This is a genomic window from Streptomyces sp. NPDC001709, from assembly GCF_053596375.1.
Window position 1 is genome coordinate 409 of record NZ_JBSFGB010000012.1, and the last position, 15,370, is coordinate 15,778.

The window sequence follows — 15,370 nt, forward strand, 5'->3', positions numbered from 1 at the left end:
TCAGTTACGGCCGGCACCTGCTGTCCGCGCAAGTGGCTGCTGAGCCTGCCGCGCGGCCTGGTCCTGCGGGCGTATCGGTGTGACGGCAGGGCTCGCCCCCTGCGTCGCCGGCTCCTGCGGCCGCTCCGTCTTGAGTGCCTTGACTCGCTCTCCACTGTCCTTGAGGAAGCTCGCCACCCGGGCCTGGTTGGAGGGGCGCACGCGCCGCTCGGGCTCGGGTGCACTCGCGGGCTCCTCTGGACCGCCGGACGGTGCTGCGGGCCCGGATTCTGGCTGGGACTCAGCGGACGCCGGCACGGCTCGGGGCATGTCGTCTCCCGCCGCGGGACCCGCGCTCGCGGGGGGCTCGGCTGCGGGCCCATCCGGGGTCGGTGCCGCGCTGGCCTCAGCAGCACCGACCTCAACGGGGCTGGCTTCGGCCGATGCGGAGGTCGGGTCCTGCGGCGCGGATTGCGCTGGCAAGCTGGCGCGGTAGGCAGCGAGTTCGGGCTCGGCGCGCAGGAGTGCGTGCTGCAGTTCGCCCGGGTCAGTGATGAGCATGGCTCGGCGAGAGGGACCCTCGGGACGCGTGGCGTCCGCCCCTGAGACGATACCCAGTCGCTCCATGACTACCAGCGCATGCTGGGCTCGTTCGAAGGCCTCCGGGTCGTCGGCGAGAGCTAGCGGCGAAGGCTCCTGAGTGGCGAGGGCTCGCTGTGCGAACTCCTGGATGTCCGTCACAGTCAGCCGCGCCGCGGCGGCCGGGTCGGGTGTGGTGTCTCCGCTGATGGTGAGGTGAATGCGCTCGGCCCAGGCCTCGAGCAGCTGGCGCCGCGGGTTGCGTTCCGACAAGGTTTCCGCAAGCTCGAGGACGGCTGTCCGAATGCGGCTCCACTCCCCGATCCGCGCGGGGCCCTCTACGTCCTTGAGTAGGAAGCCGATCCGTTCGGAGGGATCGAGGGCTGCGTCGAGGCCGTTGCTCTCACCGCGCTGCGCGGTGTAGTCCAGCCGGGCCAGTAGCGCCCGGGCGTGGATGCTGGCCCGGAGGGTGGGCGACTCTGGGTCGTCCGGGTCGAGCGCTTCGAGTTCCTTCCATGCCAGGTGCGCCTGCTGGATGGCCGTTTCGTACACGCCGTTTAGCTTCTTGCCCGTGTAGTAGCCGGGTTCCCTCATCTCCCCTTCGCTGATCCTGCCGCGGAGGAGGTCAACGGTCTCCCTGGCCCAGTGGTGGACGGCTTCCCAGAGTGCCGTGCTGAGGCGGTGCCCCTTGCTCTCGGATTTCGCGGCCAGGTAGCGGGCGAGGGTTGCGATCGTTTCGGCGCTTCGGATCTTCAGCGTCCGCCCGAGACCATTGAGCTTCCGGTCGTCCTGGAAGCGTTCCAGTGCGACATCCAGGCGGGTCCAGCGGCGGGTGAGGTCGGCAACAGCTGCAGCGGCCGGCGAGCGGCGAATGCTGGGGAGAGAGTTACGCAGCGCGTCCCAGGTGAGGGCTTCTGGCCAGCTGGGGAGGGGGATGTGACGCTGGCTGGGCGGGGCAAGTGCCTCCAGGGCAGTGACGAGCTTGTCCATTTCGCGTGTCACGGCAAGGAAGCCGGCGAGACTTGTACCGGCCTCAAGGACTCCGGCCGCCTGGTCGGCAGTGTCACTGGCGACGCTCGCGAGTGCACTGAGGGCCCGTCGCCGCGGGTGCGCCCAGATGCCTTCGTTGAACATCTCCTCCGTTATGGCAGTGCTGTTGATGGCGATGGCACGGGCTACTGCCGAGGTGAGCGCCGCCTGACGCCGTTGGCGTGCGTGCTCGCTGATGTCGGTGTCCGTGCGGATTGCGGTCAGCGAGGCGTTGGCCGCCGCGACGAGGCGCTGGATCTGCTGATACCGCGGATCTTCCCGTAGCGGAGGGAACTTGATGATTGCCACATCGTCCATGGCGGCGAGCGTCTCCAGCTCCCGCGTCAGGGGGTGCAGGTCGAGCGGGACCGTGAGGGTGACTCGTTCCCCTGCCGCTGCCAGCGTGGCGTCAGCCTCCTGGGCGTCAGTGATCAGTTGCTCTCGGAGACGTGCCGGAGACGTGGCAGGCACAGCCTCCCGGGCCGCGCTGACGCCCGGCTCCGTGCCAGCGGCTTCGGCAGCCTGGATGACGGGTTCAAGATCGGCGGCCAGTTGCTCCGTGGGCAGATTCTGCGCTGGCTCGGCGGTATCGGTCGCTGCCATGATCGGGAGTTCCTCCTGGGCGTGTGTCTCCTGCTGGGCGCGTTGGCGCTCCTCCATGACCTGGTGGATGGCTTCAGTTGCCCGCCGAAAGGCCGAGTCGGCGCTTTCGTGTTGGTTACGTTCGGCGAAGGCCGCGTAGGTGGTGTGCTCGGCTCCCATCCCCAGGGTGTCTTGGAGGTGCACCGCCAGCTTGATCACGGTTGCCTCGGGCAGCCGGGCAGCGCCAAGCATCACGCCGATCGCCTGAGCGGCGTCGACCGGAGGCAGAAGGCTCTTCTCGTCCTCCATCTTCTTGAGCGTCTCGGTGGCCCTGAGTTCAACGACCCGTGCAAGGGCTTCATCCAGGGGAACGGGCGCTTCCGTCAGGGCCCGGTGCAGGGCCTCATCACCTTGGGTCAGGCGTAGCTCATCGGGGTCCTTGGCGCCGTCGATGAACACGGCATGGACAGGGCCGTCCCATTCGGCGGCCAAGGCCGCCTGCCGCAGCAGAGCGTCCTGGCCGCCGCGGTCGTTGTCGAGGACGAACACCAGAGGCTGCGGGCCGTCGTGAAGGGCCGCGAGTTCGGCGATGTGATTGGTGGTGAGCGCGGTGCCGCAGGGGGCGACGGACACGCCGGGACGCTCAGGGTCCGGGTGCCCGACGGCGTCCAGTGCAGCGGTATTCGCGTTGGCGTCGAATGGCCCCTCGCTGAGGTAGATCGGGCCGCCGCGTGCAGCGGTGGCCTGCCAACCATCCGGCCCGTACAGCTGCTCGCCCTTTTTGAAGACGGGGGTGTTCTTCGAGCGGTACTTGCCGTAGTCCTCGACCGCCTTCGGGTCGAGGGCACGGCCGATGAAGGAGATGACGCGGCCCTGCTCGTCGCGGATGGGGAGCACCACGCTGTCGATGAACTGGTCGACCTCCTTCCCCTTCTCTGTGATATTCAGCAGGCCCGCGGCGACCAGTTCCTCCTTACTGAATCCCTGGCTGCGCAGTTCGTTGGTGATCGCGCGCCACTTTCGAGTACGTGGCCCAGCAGGCGCGTACCCCAGGCTCCAGCGCCGGGCTTCTGCCGGCTCGGTGATGCCGCGCTTCTCAGCGAGGTGGGTTTGGGCAGTCGCCGCTTCAGGGGCGGCCAGTGCCTGCTCAAAGAGGGGAAGGGCGGCTTCGAGAGCAGCGTAGATCCGCTCCTCGGCGACCGGCTCCTGCTGCGGCTCGCTGGCAGTGGCGGCAGGCGGTACGGCGGTGCGCCGGGAGCGTGGGCCTGCCTCCGCCGAGGACGCCGCTTGGGTCGCCCCGCGTGGAGCGGTGGAGGCGGGGGCGGAAGGGGCGGGCTCATTCACCGCCTCAGGGCCGCCATCCTGGGGCTCGGGTGAGGCTTCTCCGCTGGGTGCCGGCGTCGCCTCGGCCGCCGAACCTGCGGGCGCGCCGACGTCCGTCTGAGTAGTCGTTTCCGCATCGACGCGGTTGAGCTGGGTCTGCAGCCACACGCCCAACTGCATCACACCTAGGGGGCCATGCGTGTCCACTGGAACTTCGCTCAGGCCCTGCTCCTCGGCATGGGCGGTCATCTGTTCCAGAGCGGCTCGGTCGACCGCCTGGCTCGCGTCGTCACTCAACCGCTGCGCGTTGGCTCGGGCGACCTGGTTCGAGCCAATGGGTGCCTGCGGGACGAGCTTCGGTCCGGACGGCGCTGTCTGGCCGCTGGCCTCCAGGCGTGCCGCGATGGCGGTCACCAGTCGTGGGTAGGGGGATTCTTCCCGCGGCGGGCGCACGCCGGGGTTGAACGGCGTCATGTCGGTTGGTGCCACCGTCAGGACGGGCTCCGGGTCGTCTTCGAGGCTGAAGACGATGCCTGCGGGCGTTGCCTCCCAGAAGAGCGGCAACTGCCGCTTTCCGATGCGCCCGTACATCGTGCGCGAGGCGGGGGCGCCGTCATGGTGCAGGGCGTTGCGCACGTCTGCCGCGAGACGTTCCGAGGCCAGGTTCTGGAAGGAGTACGCGTCGCCGTTCACGGTGAGCACGACCACCTGGCTGGCGGTGGGCTGGGGGGTGGCGGCTGTGCGGGGCTGCGCCGCCCTTGCGGGCTGGGCAGCCGGAGGGGGTGCAGCCATGGGCTTCTCCATCGGCTCGGTGGTGGGCTGGGTCGCTTCCGGCGCGGCTGTGGGCGGCTCCGGATCTGCGGTGCCTGAGGCGGCGTCTTCCTGTTTGGCAGGGAGTTCAGGAACGGTGGGGTCGAGGGTGACTTGAGGCTGGGCAGCCGATGCGGCATCGCTCGGCTGCCGGAGTGCAGTGAGCACCTTGAGCAGCGCGTTGGGGTCCGGTAGTTGTGCCACCAGCTCGCGTCGGCGGCGGCGCTGTTCTGGCGTGCCGGGCGCTGTCCGGGCGGTGTGGATTGTGAAGGCCGTCGTGTAGTTGGCGACGGCGCTTCCCTCGGGGGTGATCGCTATCGACCCGTCCCAGCCGGCGATGTAGTCGAGGTGACTGCAGATTTGGCCGGGGTCCAGTCCGAGCATCTCGGCCTCGTCCGCAGCGCGGGAGCGGTGCCCGGCAACGGTCGCGGCAAGCCGGCTGATGGTGGGGGGCGCCTGGGTGTTGTCCTGGAGCAGGGTCGTGAGCTCGGCGTGGAGCGCGCGTTGGACTTCGCCGACCAGGCGGTGCTCTTCGGTGTCGGTGATCTGGTCGAGGACCGAGCGGGCATTCTCCTCGAACTGAGCCAGTGGATAGGCCTCCTCCCAGGCGGCCTGGCCGATGACCTGATCTCCAGCGTCTGAGAGATAGGCGGCGGCCAGTGCCGAGAGGTCTCGGCGCGGGGTCCGCGTGTAGCGGCGCTGTGCGCTGCTGAGGGAGGGCCAGAAGCTGGTCTCGGCGGTGCTCGCAGGTGTGGCATGAGGTGCCTGGAGGGCGGGCAAGCCCAGTGCTGCTCGGGCCTTGTTGTGCTTGTCCAGCCAACCCACGCGCTGGAGCATCCATGCGAGGCGGTCGTGGGCGGAGCGGTAGGCGGCGTGGACAGGTACGTTGAGTCGGCGTGTGTTCATCAGGCGGCCGTCGTTGATGCTGCCGTCCCAGCCAGCGGCGTCGGCCAGCACCTCAGTGACTGCGCCCGCGTCGATTCCACGTCGCTGTGCTTCTGCTTCGGCCTGCTCAACAACGTGGATGAATGCACTGTGGCTGCGCCGGTAGGCCTGTTCGGTGGGCACGTCGCGCCCGTATCCGCGCGCATAGTGCAGGATGCCGGGCGCGATCATGGCCGTCTGGAACTGCTCTTGCGCTTCTTCGGCGCAGACGACGAGTTCCTCACGGAGTGCCTGGCCAGCTTGGGAGGCCAAGGCGCGTACGGAGGAGTTGCGCGTTCTGCTGAGCGCATTGGCAAGTGCGGCGTCGAACTCTGCCAAGGGGTTGAGCTGTTGGAACAGGGCCCGGGCGTCGCTTCGAACCTTCGGGTCCGTGATCTGTCGCGTTGCCTCCGACAGCGGATCGGTGTGGGGGTTGGTGCCCGGCGTCAGGTCGGCGCCGCGACTGCGCCATGCCTGTAGCCGCCTTCCTCCCATGCGGCCGATCTGCGGCCATTTGGCGATACGGAAGTGGGCCGGCATCTCCTCTTCGGCTGGTGACGGGAGTGTCGGGGCAGCGCCGGAGTCGGTGGTGGGCGTCTGCCTGGCCGGTTCCGTCTGCGTGGAGGGTGTGGCTTGCTCGGTCCTGGTGTCCTCCGCAGCCTCGATGTCCTGGTCCATGCGTTGAGTGGGCGTTGCTGCCTGGGTGACGGTGATTTCGACCGGTGTGTTGCTGTGGTCTCCGGAGAGCCCGGCCCTATCCGGTTCCTCTACGGGTTCTTCCGCCGAGCGTCCCCCGTCGGCGTCCCAGGTATCGAGGCCGCCGGGGTCCGAGACGACGTCGGCCAGTACCGCAGGCGCCGAGGTGGTGGGTACTGCGGCGCTGCCTTCTGCGCCCTCGGCCGCGGCCATCCCGAAAAGCGCCTCTGTGTTCGGCTTTTGGCGTGTGGGCGTGTTCCGGCGGCGCCGCTGGGGCGGCCTTGCCGGGGCATCGTCGCTGGCGGTTGCGGGTTCAGTCGTTCCTGCCTGCTCGGTTGAGAGGGGTGAGGGGGACTGGTTTACGCCGTGGACTGCCTCGGCCGGTTCGTCCGCGAGATCTTCCACGATGCTGCGTCGCCGCGTTGGGGTGGAGACCTCTTCGATGGCGAAGAGTGCGTCTTCGTCCATTGGCTCAGGCGCCAGCTGTTCGGCTCGGATCTGGCTGGGTGCGGTCGTGGGCGTGGTCGGCGGGGCTGTCTGCTGTGCCGCTGTGGCCTCGATGGTTTCCCTCGCCTTGGCAGCAGCGCGCTCGGCGGCCCGCCGCTCCAAGCTGGCGACGTCCGCATCGAGGTGCTGGGCCTGGACATCAAGGGCGGTACACAGGTTGAGGATGTCTTCGCCAATGCCGGACTGTGTCCGTACAGAGAGCGGCAGTTCGGCGTTGATCTCCTGGACCATGGGCAGCGCTGCGCGCAGTGCTGCGGCGCGTTCACGGCAGCCTTCGGTGCCGTTACCCGCGGTTTGCAGCGGTGCGAGCGCCTGCTCGATCTCGTCCAACGCTGCGCTGAGTCCGGGCAGGGTTTCCGAGCGGCGCTCGGCTTCCGTCTTGAGCCGGGTGAGCAAGGAGTTGGGGCCGGCTATGCGGTTCATGTCGAGCTGCATCGCGCTGAGGGAGCGATGCGGCCCGAGCAACCGTGCCAGGTCCTCGGGACGGCGTCGTTCGCGGGGAACGACCGGCAGTTCCTCGCTGGCTTCCGGAAGGTAGGGATACTCGTCCTCGCCGAAGCGAAGGCCGATGTGCAGTGTCCGGTTGGTGACGTGGAAGATGTCCGTCACCGCGACGCCGGTACGCCCGCGGGCCACAAGGTCACCGACGCGGACTTGGTCGGCCCGGCGTGGCTCGGGCCGCAGGTCGTCGCGGTATTTGCTGGGGTCGACGACTACGCTGGACGGCAGTCGTGTGATGAGGACGTGCGGTTCGTCCGCAGCCAGTACCTCCCCGGTCCCAGGGTCTGTGAGGGTGGCCTCGAGCAGGGCGACAGAGCCCCAGAGCTGCCCGTCGTAGGACGGATACACCAGGCCCTGCACCCTGATTTCCTCAGGTTTGGTGTCTAGGCCCCGGGTGCTGTCCGGCCACTCGAGACCGCCTCGGCCGACGGTGAAGGTCACGTGGTCGCCGGGCTGCATCTGCTTCGGCGTGATCTCGTGAGGCTCTGGCGTATCTGGCCGCGATTCCGCCTCTTGCGCGTACTTATCGCGGGGTTCGGGCGCCTCGTCGTCGAGCTGTACGAACTGGCCGAGCGCGTCCAGGTCGCTGAGGGTGAACGTGATGCTGTCACTGGTCTGAACGAGGAGGCGGCCGTTGCTGTCGTACCGTCGCCGTCCAATGGTGCTGTGGTCGGTCCGGGCGAGGGGGCGTCCCCCTTCGTCCCACAGGCGGACCCCTTCGAGGCGGATGTCTCCGCTGTCCGGAGACACCGAGGTGACGGTCGCCCGGCAAGTGATGAGGTGAGAGGCTCCGAGCGCTTCGGAGAGGAGGACTCGGCCGTACAGCGTGCTGGCCGGCGTCTGCAGCTGGACACGTTGCCCTGCCTCGAGTTCGAATGGCAGGACGCGGGTGCCGAGGGCCTGTCCCTCGTCGTCCACTGCGGACCGCTGCGGTTCACCCGTGGCCAGGGCTACGCGCTCGTCGGGGCCTACGGTGCGTTGGCCTGCGGTGGTCAGCAGCGTGATCTGGTCGTCCGTGCGGCGGGTAATGGACAGCACCCGCTCCGGCAGCGTGGGGTCTGCCTCATGCCGCAGTTCCGTGCCGTGCTGGATCTCCCGGCCCCAGATGCGTCCGGTTCCGGCTCCGTCGTTGTCCGTTCGCTCGCGTTCGAGGTCGTAGCGTCGTTGGGCGTTGCGGTGTTGGTCGCCGAACTGAGCGGCATGTTCGGCGTCGATGCGCAGGAAGGCGAGCTTCCAGCTCTCCCCCCGGTCACTGCCGCGATCGTCGGGGCGGACGTCGGGGGCTGCCCAGTTGAGTGGGTTGCCGTCGGCGTCGTGCAGGGTGGCGACGAGCGCGGCCCAGCCCTCGGCTGCTTTGCGGGTGGGGTGATTGGTGCGTGCCTGGTGGTTGGGGTCGGTGGCCGGGATGAGGCTGTTGCCGCTTCGGGCGGTCAGAACGAGCCACCCAAGGGGTGCCGAGATGAGCGCGAACTGTCCGTCTGCGGAGAGGTGGACGGTCTCGGGGTTCTGGGTGGCGATGTTCCGCAGCGCGTTGCGGTGGTCTTCGGGCAGCGCCGGGTCGGCGCCTTGAGCCCAGTAGGCCAGCAGATCGTCGCGGCGGCGGAAGGGGCCGGTGTGCGGGTCGGGGTTAGCGGGCCGCTGGGCCTCGAGGGCTGCGTCGTCTGCGGCGGCTCGCTGAGCCTGGAAGCGGAGTCCGGTCTGGTTGTAGATCTCGTCGTAGGCGTAGCCGGGGATGGTCTGGGTGTAGCGCAGCTCGTCGCTGGTGGTGAACTGTGCCCAGTTGATGGGGTTGCCGTCGGTGGTGGTGGCTTGTTCCAGGAGGTCGGCGAATTCGGTCGCGTCGCGCTTGGTGTCGTCGCCGTCTGCGGAGGAGATGAGGGTTCCGCTGGCGGTGTGGACGGTGTACCACTTGCCCTTTCGGTACAGCGGCTTGTTCTTGGCTGTGGACTTGGCGACGAGGAATGAGCCGCGGTCGGTGACGTGTGCGCGCGCCAGGTCGAGGTTGGCTAGGAATGGTGGCTGCAGGGTGGTGAGGTGGTCGATGGCCTCTTGGCGGGTTTCGGCGCGCTGCTGGGGGGTTGGCTCGTCCGGTTCGGCGGGATGCGGTGGGGTCCGCTCCGCGGCCTGCGGGGTGGCGGAGCGAGGATTTGCGGGGTCCTCGGCAGGCGTCGCTGACTCGGGGATGGTAGGCGACGGACTGGTGGCCTGGTTCTCCGATGCCCGGGTGCCTGCTCCGAGGGTAGCCGGAGCGTGCTCGGGGGCGTTCTTGAGGAGCCAGCGGGCGTGGGTGCCGTCGGGGTCGAGCCCCGGTGTGAGGGTGCGGATTACCGCGACGGCTGTGGGCCAGTTCCTGCCCTCGGCGTCGCGGAATCTACGCAGGCGGTCCGTGAGACCCGGCTGATCGAAGTCGAGCGGCTTCCCCTCGTGGTCCCGTAGCGCCTCGAGCGCAGTGGCCAGAGTTTCCGCCTCGCGCAGGGTGCGGACGGGGAAGACACCGGCAATGGTCTGGAGGCGATGAGGGGACTGCAACACCCAGTTGGAGATGATCCGGGGCGCGCTGTCGCCGGAGTCCCAGAGCTTGGCCCGATTCAGCTTGAGGGAGGTCTCGAGGTCGGCACGGGTCCGGGTCTTCGTGTCGCCGCGGTGCAGGGCAATCCGCTTGCCGGGAGAGAGGCGCACCGGGGCCAGGTCGATGGGCCTGCCCTTCTCGTCCTGCGCCTCCTTGCCAGCGGCACGGCGGCAGTACTCGACGATCCGCTGTTCAGCCGTGGTTGCGGCATCGGGCAGGGTGCGCAGGTAGGTACGGAAGGCCACGCTGTTCGCGAAGCGCGGCGCGGCCGGCTTGGCCTGAGGGGTTTTAGCGGCGGGGTGGTGGTCGCGGAAGTAGGCCGCCATCGCCCCGTAAGGGCTTTGGTAGGCGCGCTTTTGTGTGCTCCCATCGCTGTGGTGAACGCGATATCCGCGCTTGCGCGTCCGCCGCGGATCGTCGAGTGGCGCGCCTTCGGCTTCCGGCATGCCGTCGGTGTCATGGACGATGTGCGCGACGGCGGTGTCGTTCTGGTCGAGGACTGCGATGCGGCCGTGTACGTCTCGGGCACCGAGGTGGAGGTGGTTCCGGGCGCGCTCCAGCGTCAGCGTCCCGACGGTGTGCAGGTCCTGGGAGAGTCCGCTGCGCGTGGCCCGCTCGGCATCGAGCCGGGTGCGGAGTTCCTGGACTGCGATGAGGCGCCGTGTTATCGGCTCCTCGGGGTCGATCTCGGTCAGGGCGTGGGGGTAGGCAGCCCTCAGCCAAGTTGAAAGCTGGGTGATCGCCTGGTGCAGTTCGACGTCGGTGAGCGCCTCGGGCGGCCCGATGACCGGCGCCGTGGGCAGCGGGGTCTGGAGTTCGTCGTCGGTCGGCTCGCTCAGCTCCTCGATGGCGTCGGCTACGGTGGCCAGCGCGACTTGGTGGTCTTGGTGGTCCTTGCCGCGAACAGCCAAGATTTCATGGAAGCCGTGCAGGTCCGGGCCAGTGTGCAGAGTGAAGGCATTGACCGTGGTGATGGTCTTCCACTGGTCCCCTATGAGGACCTCGAAGAAGGGCTCAAAGGACGCCTGCGTCCAGGCCATGCTCCGCTGCGCGTACGGAAGGGCACGCAGTACGTCTCGCTGGGTGGGGGTCAGGTCGGGCCAGTTCTGCGATTCGGCTGGGCTTGCCGGGGCGTCGGCCGGGGTGATGACGGGGCTGCGCAGCAGGGTCTGCGTACGGCCGTTACGTCTCTGTGCGGGTTCGGCGACGGTGCCGGTGATCGTGACTTCCTGGCCAGGTTGCAGGTCTGTGGGGGCGTAGGGGGTGGCGTCGATGCGCACGGCGAGGATGGTGTTGTCGTGCGCGCGGATAGTGATCCAGTGGTAGTCACCCTGAGTCGAGGTCTTCTTGCGGTTGCTGACGACTTGCCCGCTTCGGGTGACGGACTCGCCCAGGAGGAACTGCTCGTGGTCTACGTCTGCCGGGGGCGTGGGCTCGGCCTCCTGCCGTTCGGGCTCCGGGGAGGTCTCCGTTGCCTGGTCTGCGGCAGCGACGGGCTGAGGGGTGGGCGGCTGCGTGTCGGCGGGGGTGGGAGGTGCGGTGAAGGTGCGGCGGGCTTCGACCAGTGCCTCGTGGAAGCTCAGGCCGCTGGGGTTCCTGAAGCTGGTGAGTTGCGAGGCAAGAGTGGGGCTGTCCCAGTCGAGGGGGGCGCCGGTGTGGTCGACGAGCTCGCGTTCCAGGTGCTGGGCCAGAGCGTGCGCCTGGTCGCGGTCGGGCATCGGTGGCAGGCCAAGGTCGAGCGCGGAGGAGGCGGGGAGGATGTGCCAGGCGGGGTTGTAGCCGCGGTCGGGACCGATGACCAGACCGCCTGCCGTCAGCTCGAAGGTGTCGTTGGGGGTGATCCAGCTGCGGGGCCAGGACTCGACGACGTCGCGGAGTGTGCGCCGTTGTCCGGCCGTCTCGAGCGCCAGGTACCACGTCTTCTCTTGGAGTTCGGTCACGGTATTGATCAGGGCTTGGTGCGCTGTGAGCCGCTGGTCGATGCCGGGCGAGGACCAGTCAAAGGGTCGCTGGCCTACGGCCATGTCCTCCAGCGCCTGCGCCAGCTTCAGGGCGCGGTTCGCATGGCGCGTGCCGGCCGCGGTGACGGTAAGGCTGCTCCCGGTGTGCTTGATCACGAAGGATCCGCGGGAGTCCTGCCGCGCAACCACGAGATGGCCACGCTGCGTGAGCTGGTCGGTGTCGTCCAGGTCGTCGGCTGCCCTGCGGGCGTTGTCTGCGTGGAGAGGAGCGTTGGCGGGGTCCGGGGTGTTCCTCCAGTGCGCGCGGACCTCATCGATGCTGGTGAACCGTCGCTCGGTCGGCAGTTCCTTGGGGGTCCGAGATGTGGTTTCTAGGCGTTCGCGCAGGATATGGCAGTGGTGTGCGATAGCCCGCAGCGCCTCCTGGTCGGCCGGATCCTCATAGGAGTGCTCGAGGGCCAGTTCGACTCGGACCGCGCAGTCGGTGGCCTCCTGGAGGGTTTCGGTGAGAAGGCGCAGTGGGCGCTGGTTGTCCAGGAGCCAGAAGACGTGATCGAGGTTCTTGTCGAGATTCTCGCGGGCGTAGCGCAGGCTGAAGTCGCGGTCCACGCCTGCGCTGGCGGTCTGCCGCCAGGTGTCGATGCTCTGCCGGAGCTCGCTCAGGGTCTGCTGGAAGGACTCGCTGTTCAGGGTCGGGAAGTCCGTGAGTGCGTCGACGCTGTGTCGGATTGATCGAGCCAGCGCCTGCTCTTCGGCCTCGGTGGGGGTCTTGAAGAGGCGGACGTCGTCGTGGTCGACCGACACTCGCCATTCGTCTGGGGCCAGTTGGCGTACGGGCTTGCCGTAGAAGTGCGCCTCGCGGGAGAAGTACAGGACGGCTTCGGGACCGGTCCAGATCTGGTTGCCGTACTTGAGCTTGCGACCAGGCAGGAGATCTGTGGCAAGCACCCGAGGTGTCGGGGCATCGCTGGCGAGGAACGCGGCGTAGGTGGTGGTGCCTTGCGTCTGCCAGCACTGATCGAGGTGGCGGCGGATCTCCGAAACGACCTCCAGGCGCCGGTCGGCGACCTCCTGTGGGCGGGGGTAGTTGTCGTGGTCAAGAGTTGTGAGGTGTTCGAGGAGGACCTCGTAGGTTTCCTCGTCGGTCAGATGCCTGTCGGGCTGGCCGTTGTGTTCATAGGTGTGCTGCTGCTTCTGCAGGGCCTGGACGATCGTCGCCTTGGCGGCCTCGACGGCGACCTGCTCCTGCAGGTAGTGCACGCTGCGGGTGGAGCGGGAGTGTCCTTCCATGTACATGATCCAGCTGTGGAGCTTCTTGAGGAGCTGGTCTTCGCTCGCACGGTGTTCCTCGCGGGTAGCGAAGGGGCCCTCTTGTACGCGGTGTTCCTGTGCGCGGTAGTTCTCAGCGCGTGGCCCACCGTCCTCGATATCGGAGGAAACGTTCCGACCGAGTTCCGTCAGGCCGCGGACCGCACCGAGGGCAGCAGAGCGTCGCGTCTCCCACTTCCGCGCGCGAGGCTCCCATCCGCGGCCGCCACTGCCACGAATCTTTCGGAAGCCGGCGGCACGCAGTACCTCCTCAGCTCGTGCATCGCCGGGCGCGACACCGCGGACCAGGCTTTCCAGTGGATGCCCGCGGTGGACGACCTCGATGGAGACGGCGTTGAAAGCGTCCTCGTCGACGCTGGGGTTACCCTTCTGGGTTTCGGGTGCGGGCCCTGGCGGCTCGGGGGACGGCTCCGCCGACGTTGCTTCGTGCGGTCCTGCTGCAGGGACAGGCTCGGGGCTCGTCTCTGAGTTCCGCTCGACTGTGCGCAGTTCCACCTTGCGGCCGAGGGCACGCAGCCCAGCGAGAGCCTGCTCAGCACGTGTGCGTCGTGCATCGGGCTCGATGCGGGCGTCAGTGTCCCAATTGACGCCGCTGGAGCCAGTGATGGGCCGGAAGGACGCATCGCGTAGGACAGCTGCTGCCTCCCGGTCGTACCGGGCGAGGCCTTGTACGCGTGAGCGTGTTCCTGGCCTGTTGTCGTGGACGACGACTATGTTGGCCACATTCGTGATGGTCTTGTGGGTTTCGGGCCAGTTCTCTTCCTCGCGCGCCCACTGATCGCGCGGTGCTCGGGCCTCCCACTCCTCCACGGTGTCGAAGAGTTGCTCGTCACTCATCTCACGCAGGGGCGAAGGTTGCGTCCACTGCTGACGAACCTCGGTGATCGCGCGCTCTACATGGTTGCTGTGCTGGTGCAGGAGTAGGGAGCGAAGGTGGCTGCTGGCAGCGAACAGCGGCTCGAGGCCCGGCGGCATGTAGACGTCGATGCTGCCGGCCGTCTCGTCGACCAGGTCGTAGATGCTGCGCGTGGCACGCAGGAGCAACGCAAAGTCGGCTGTCTCGATCGCCTCGTCAATCTCGGCGAGCAGTGAGGGCAGGGCGCTAGCCAGCGGCTGAATGCGATCGTGCTGCGGGTAGGTGGTGTCGGTTGCGGCGATGAGGGAGGCGGCCTGGTGGACGACCCTGGCCATCAAGACGATGTCGGTTGTTGAGGGTTGCCGGGCCTTGTTGGCTTGCTCAATCTCGAAAACGGTGAGTGGACGGTCCAGCATGGCGTCGAATGCGGCATGGTCTGCTGTGATCTGGACCGTGCGCTGGCCGAGGCGCCATATGACCGGGTCCACTTCTCCGTAGGACCCCTTGCGGTCGGGGGTGTGGTTGCCCCATGTGTCCCCGGACAGGGCGGTGACGCCCTCCACGTGTGCTTGGAGTTGTCCCTCAGGTGTGGTGGTGAGCTGACGGATGCGGCCGCGCAGTTGGTAGCTCTGCCCATATTCCATCTCGGGCAGTTCGCGTTCCCGTCGAGTGTGCTGGACCCCTGCGTGCGCTTCAATTTGGATCCACTGGCCTGGCTGCAGAAGCGTGGACTCGACTCGTCGACCTATGGTGTGCCCTGACGTGTCGACCGCATCCGTCTGCTCCGCGACAGGAAGGGCCATGTTGCGCGGGACGGCGACCGTCTGGCCGCCGTGCAGGGTCAGCTCTACCTCACCGCGTGGCAGCACTGTGAGGGACGTGACGAGGACGTCACGGGACGGCTGTCCGTCCTGTGCTGGCACGTGGACCCAGCTGTTATCGGGGATCTCGTCGGGCCAGACGTGACCGTGCGGCGCCTTGCCGCGGGAATCGCCCTGGTCCTCGTAGGGCTGATAGGTCCGAACGGCAGCGTAGAAGGGTTCGCGGCCGCGGCTGCGGTCGAACTCGACCCTCAGGCGTGCCAGGGCCAGCTCGAGCGGCTCCCCCCGGTCGCTGCGCCAGCTGTCGAAGGCCGGACGGAAGTCGGTTGCGGCCCAAGGAAGCGGCGCAGCGTCCGCGCCAGTAACGTCGGCCAGGTGCTTGGCGAAGGCCTCCGCCTCCGTCTTGCTGGCGAAGCTGAGGCTGTCCGCAGTGCTGTCGAACGGCATTCCTGCACCGGACGGTGCGAGACGCCAGTCGCGGGTCCTGCCGAAACGGATCAGTCCCCCATCCATGACCTCCATGGACGCGTCGGCTGCCCGGTGGTTCCACGCCAGTTTCAGGGGGCCGTTGCTGGTGTGCTGAGCCCGCAGCCGGTAGTAGGCGCGCAGTTCTTCCAGATCCTGCGGGGCCTGCTCAGGAAGCGCCGGCAAGGCCTCCGTGCGCGAGGGTTGCTCCTGAGCCTGAGTGTCGGGGGTCGCCCTGGACTGGGGATCGGGCATGGGGACTGCGACCTCCTTCTTGCGCGTGGCGGCGTCGCCCTCGTCGTCCCTCGGGTCCATGGGCTCGGCCGGCGCTTCCGGCATGCCATCGGAATCTGGAAGCTCGACCTGTCCGGGAACAGGGCTGACAGGCGGCAGGGCGGGGGCAGTGGTGCGTCGATCTATGCCGAACGCGGGCGGTTCC

1 protein-coding gene (cut by a window edge) is annotated in these 15,370 nt (G+C 68.2%); it reads right to left on the reverse strand.

Annotation, left to right across the window (positions count from 1 at the left end; genetic code table 11):
* Positions 1-15,370 carry the end of a hypothetical protein gene (locus tag ACWC0C_RS19110; protein ID WP_450864935.1) on the reverse strand. 15,602 nt of this gene lie beyond the right edge of the window, so 15,370 of the gene's 30,972 nt are visible here — the last part of the coding sequence; its start codon lies beyond the right edge, outside the window; its stop codon occupies positions 1-3.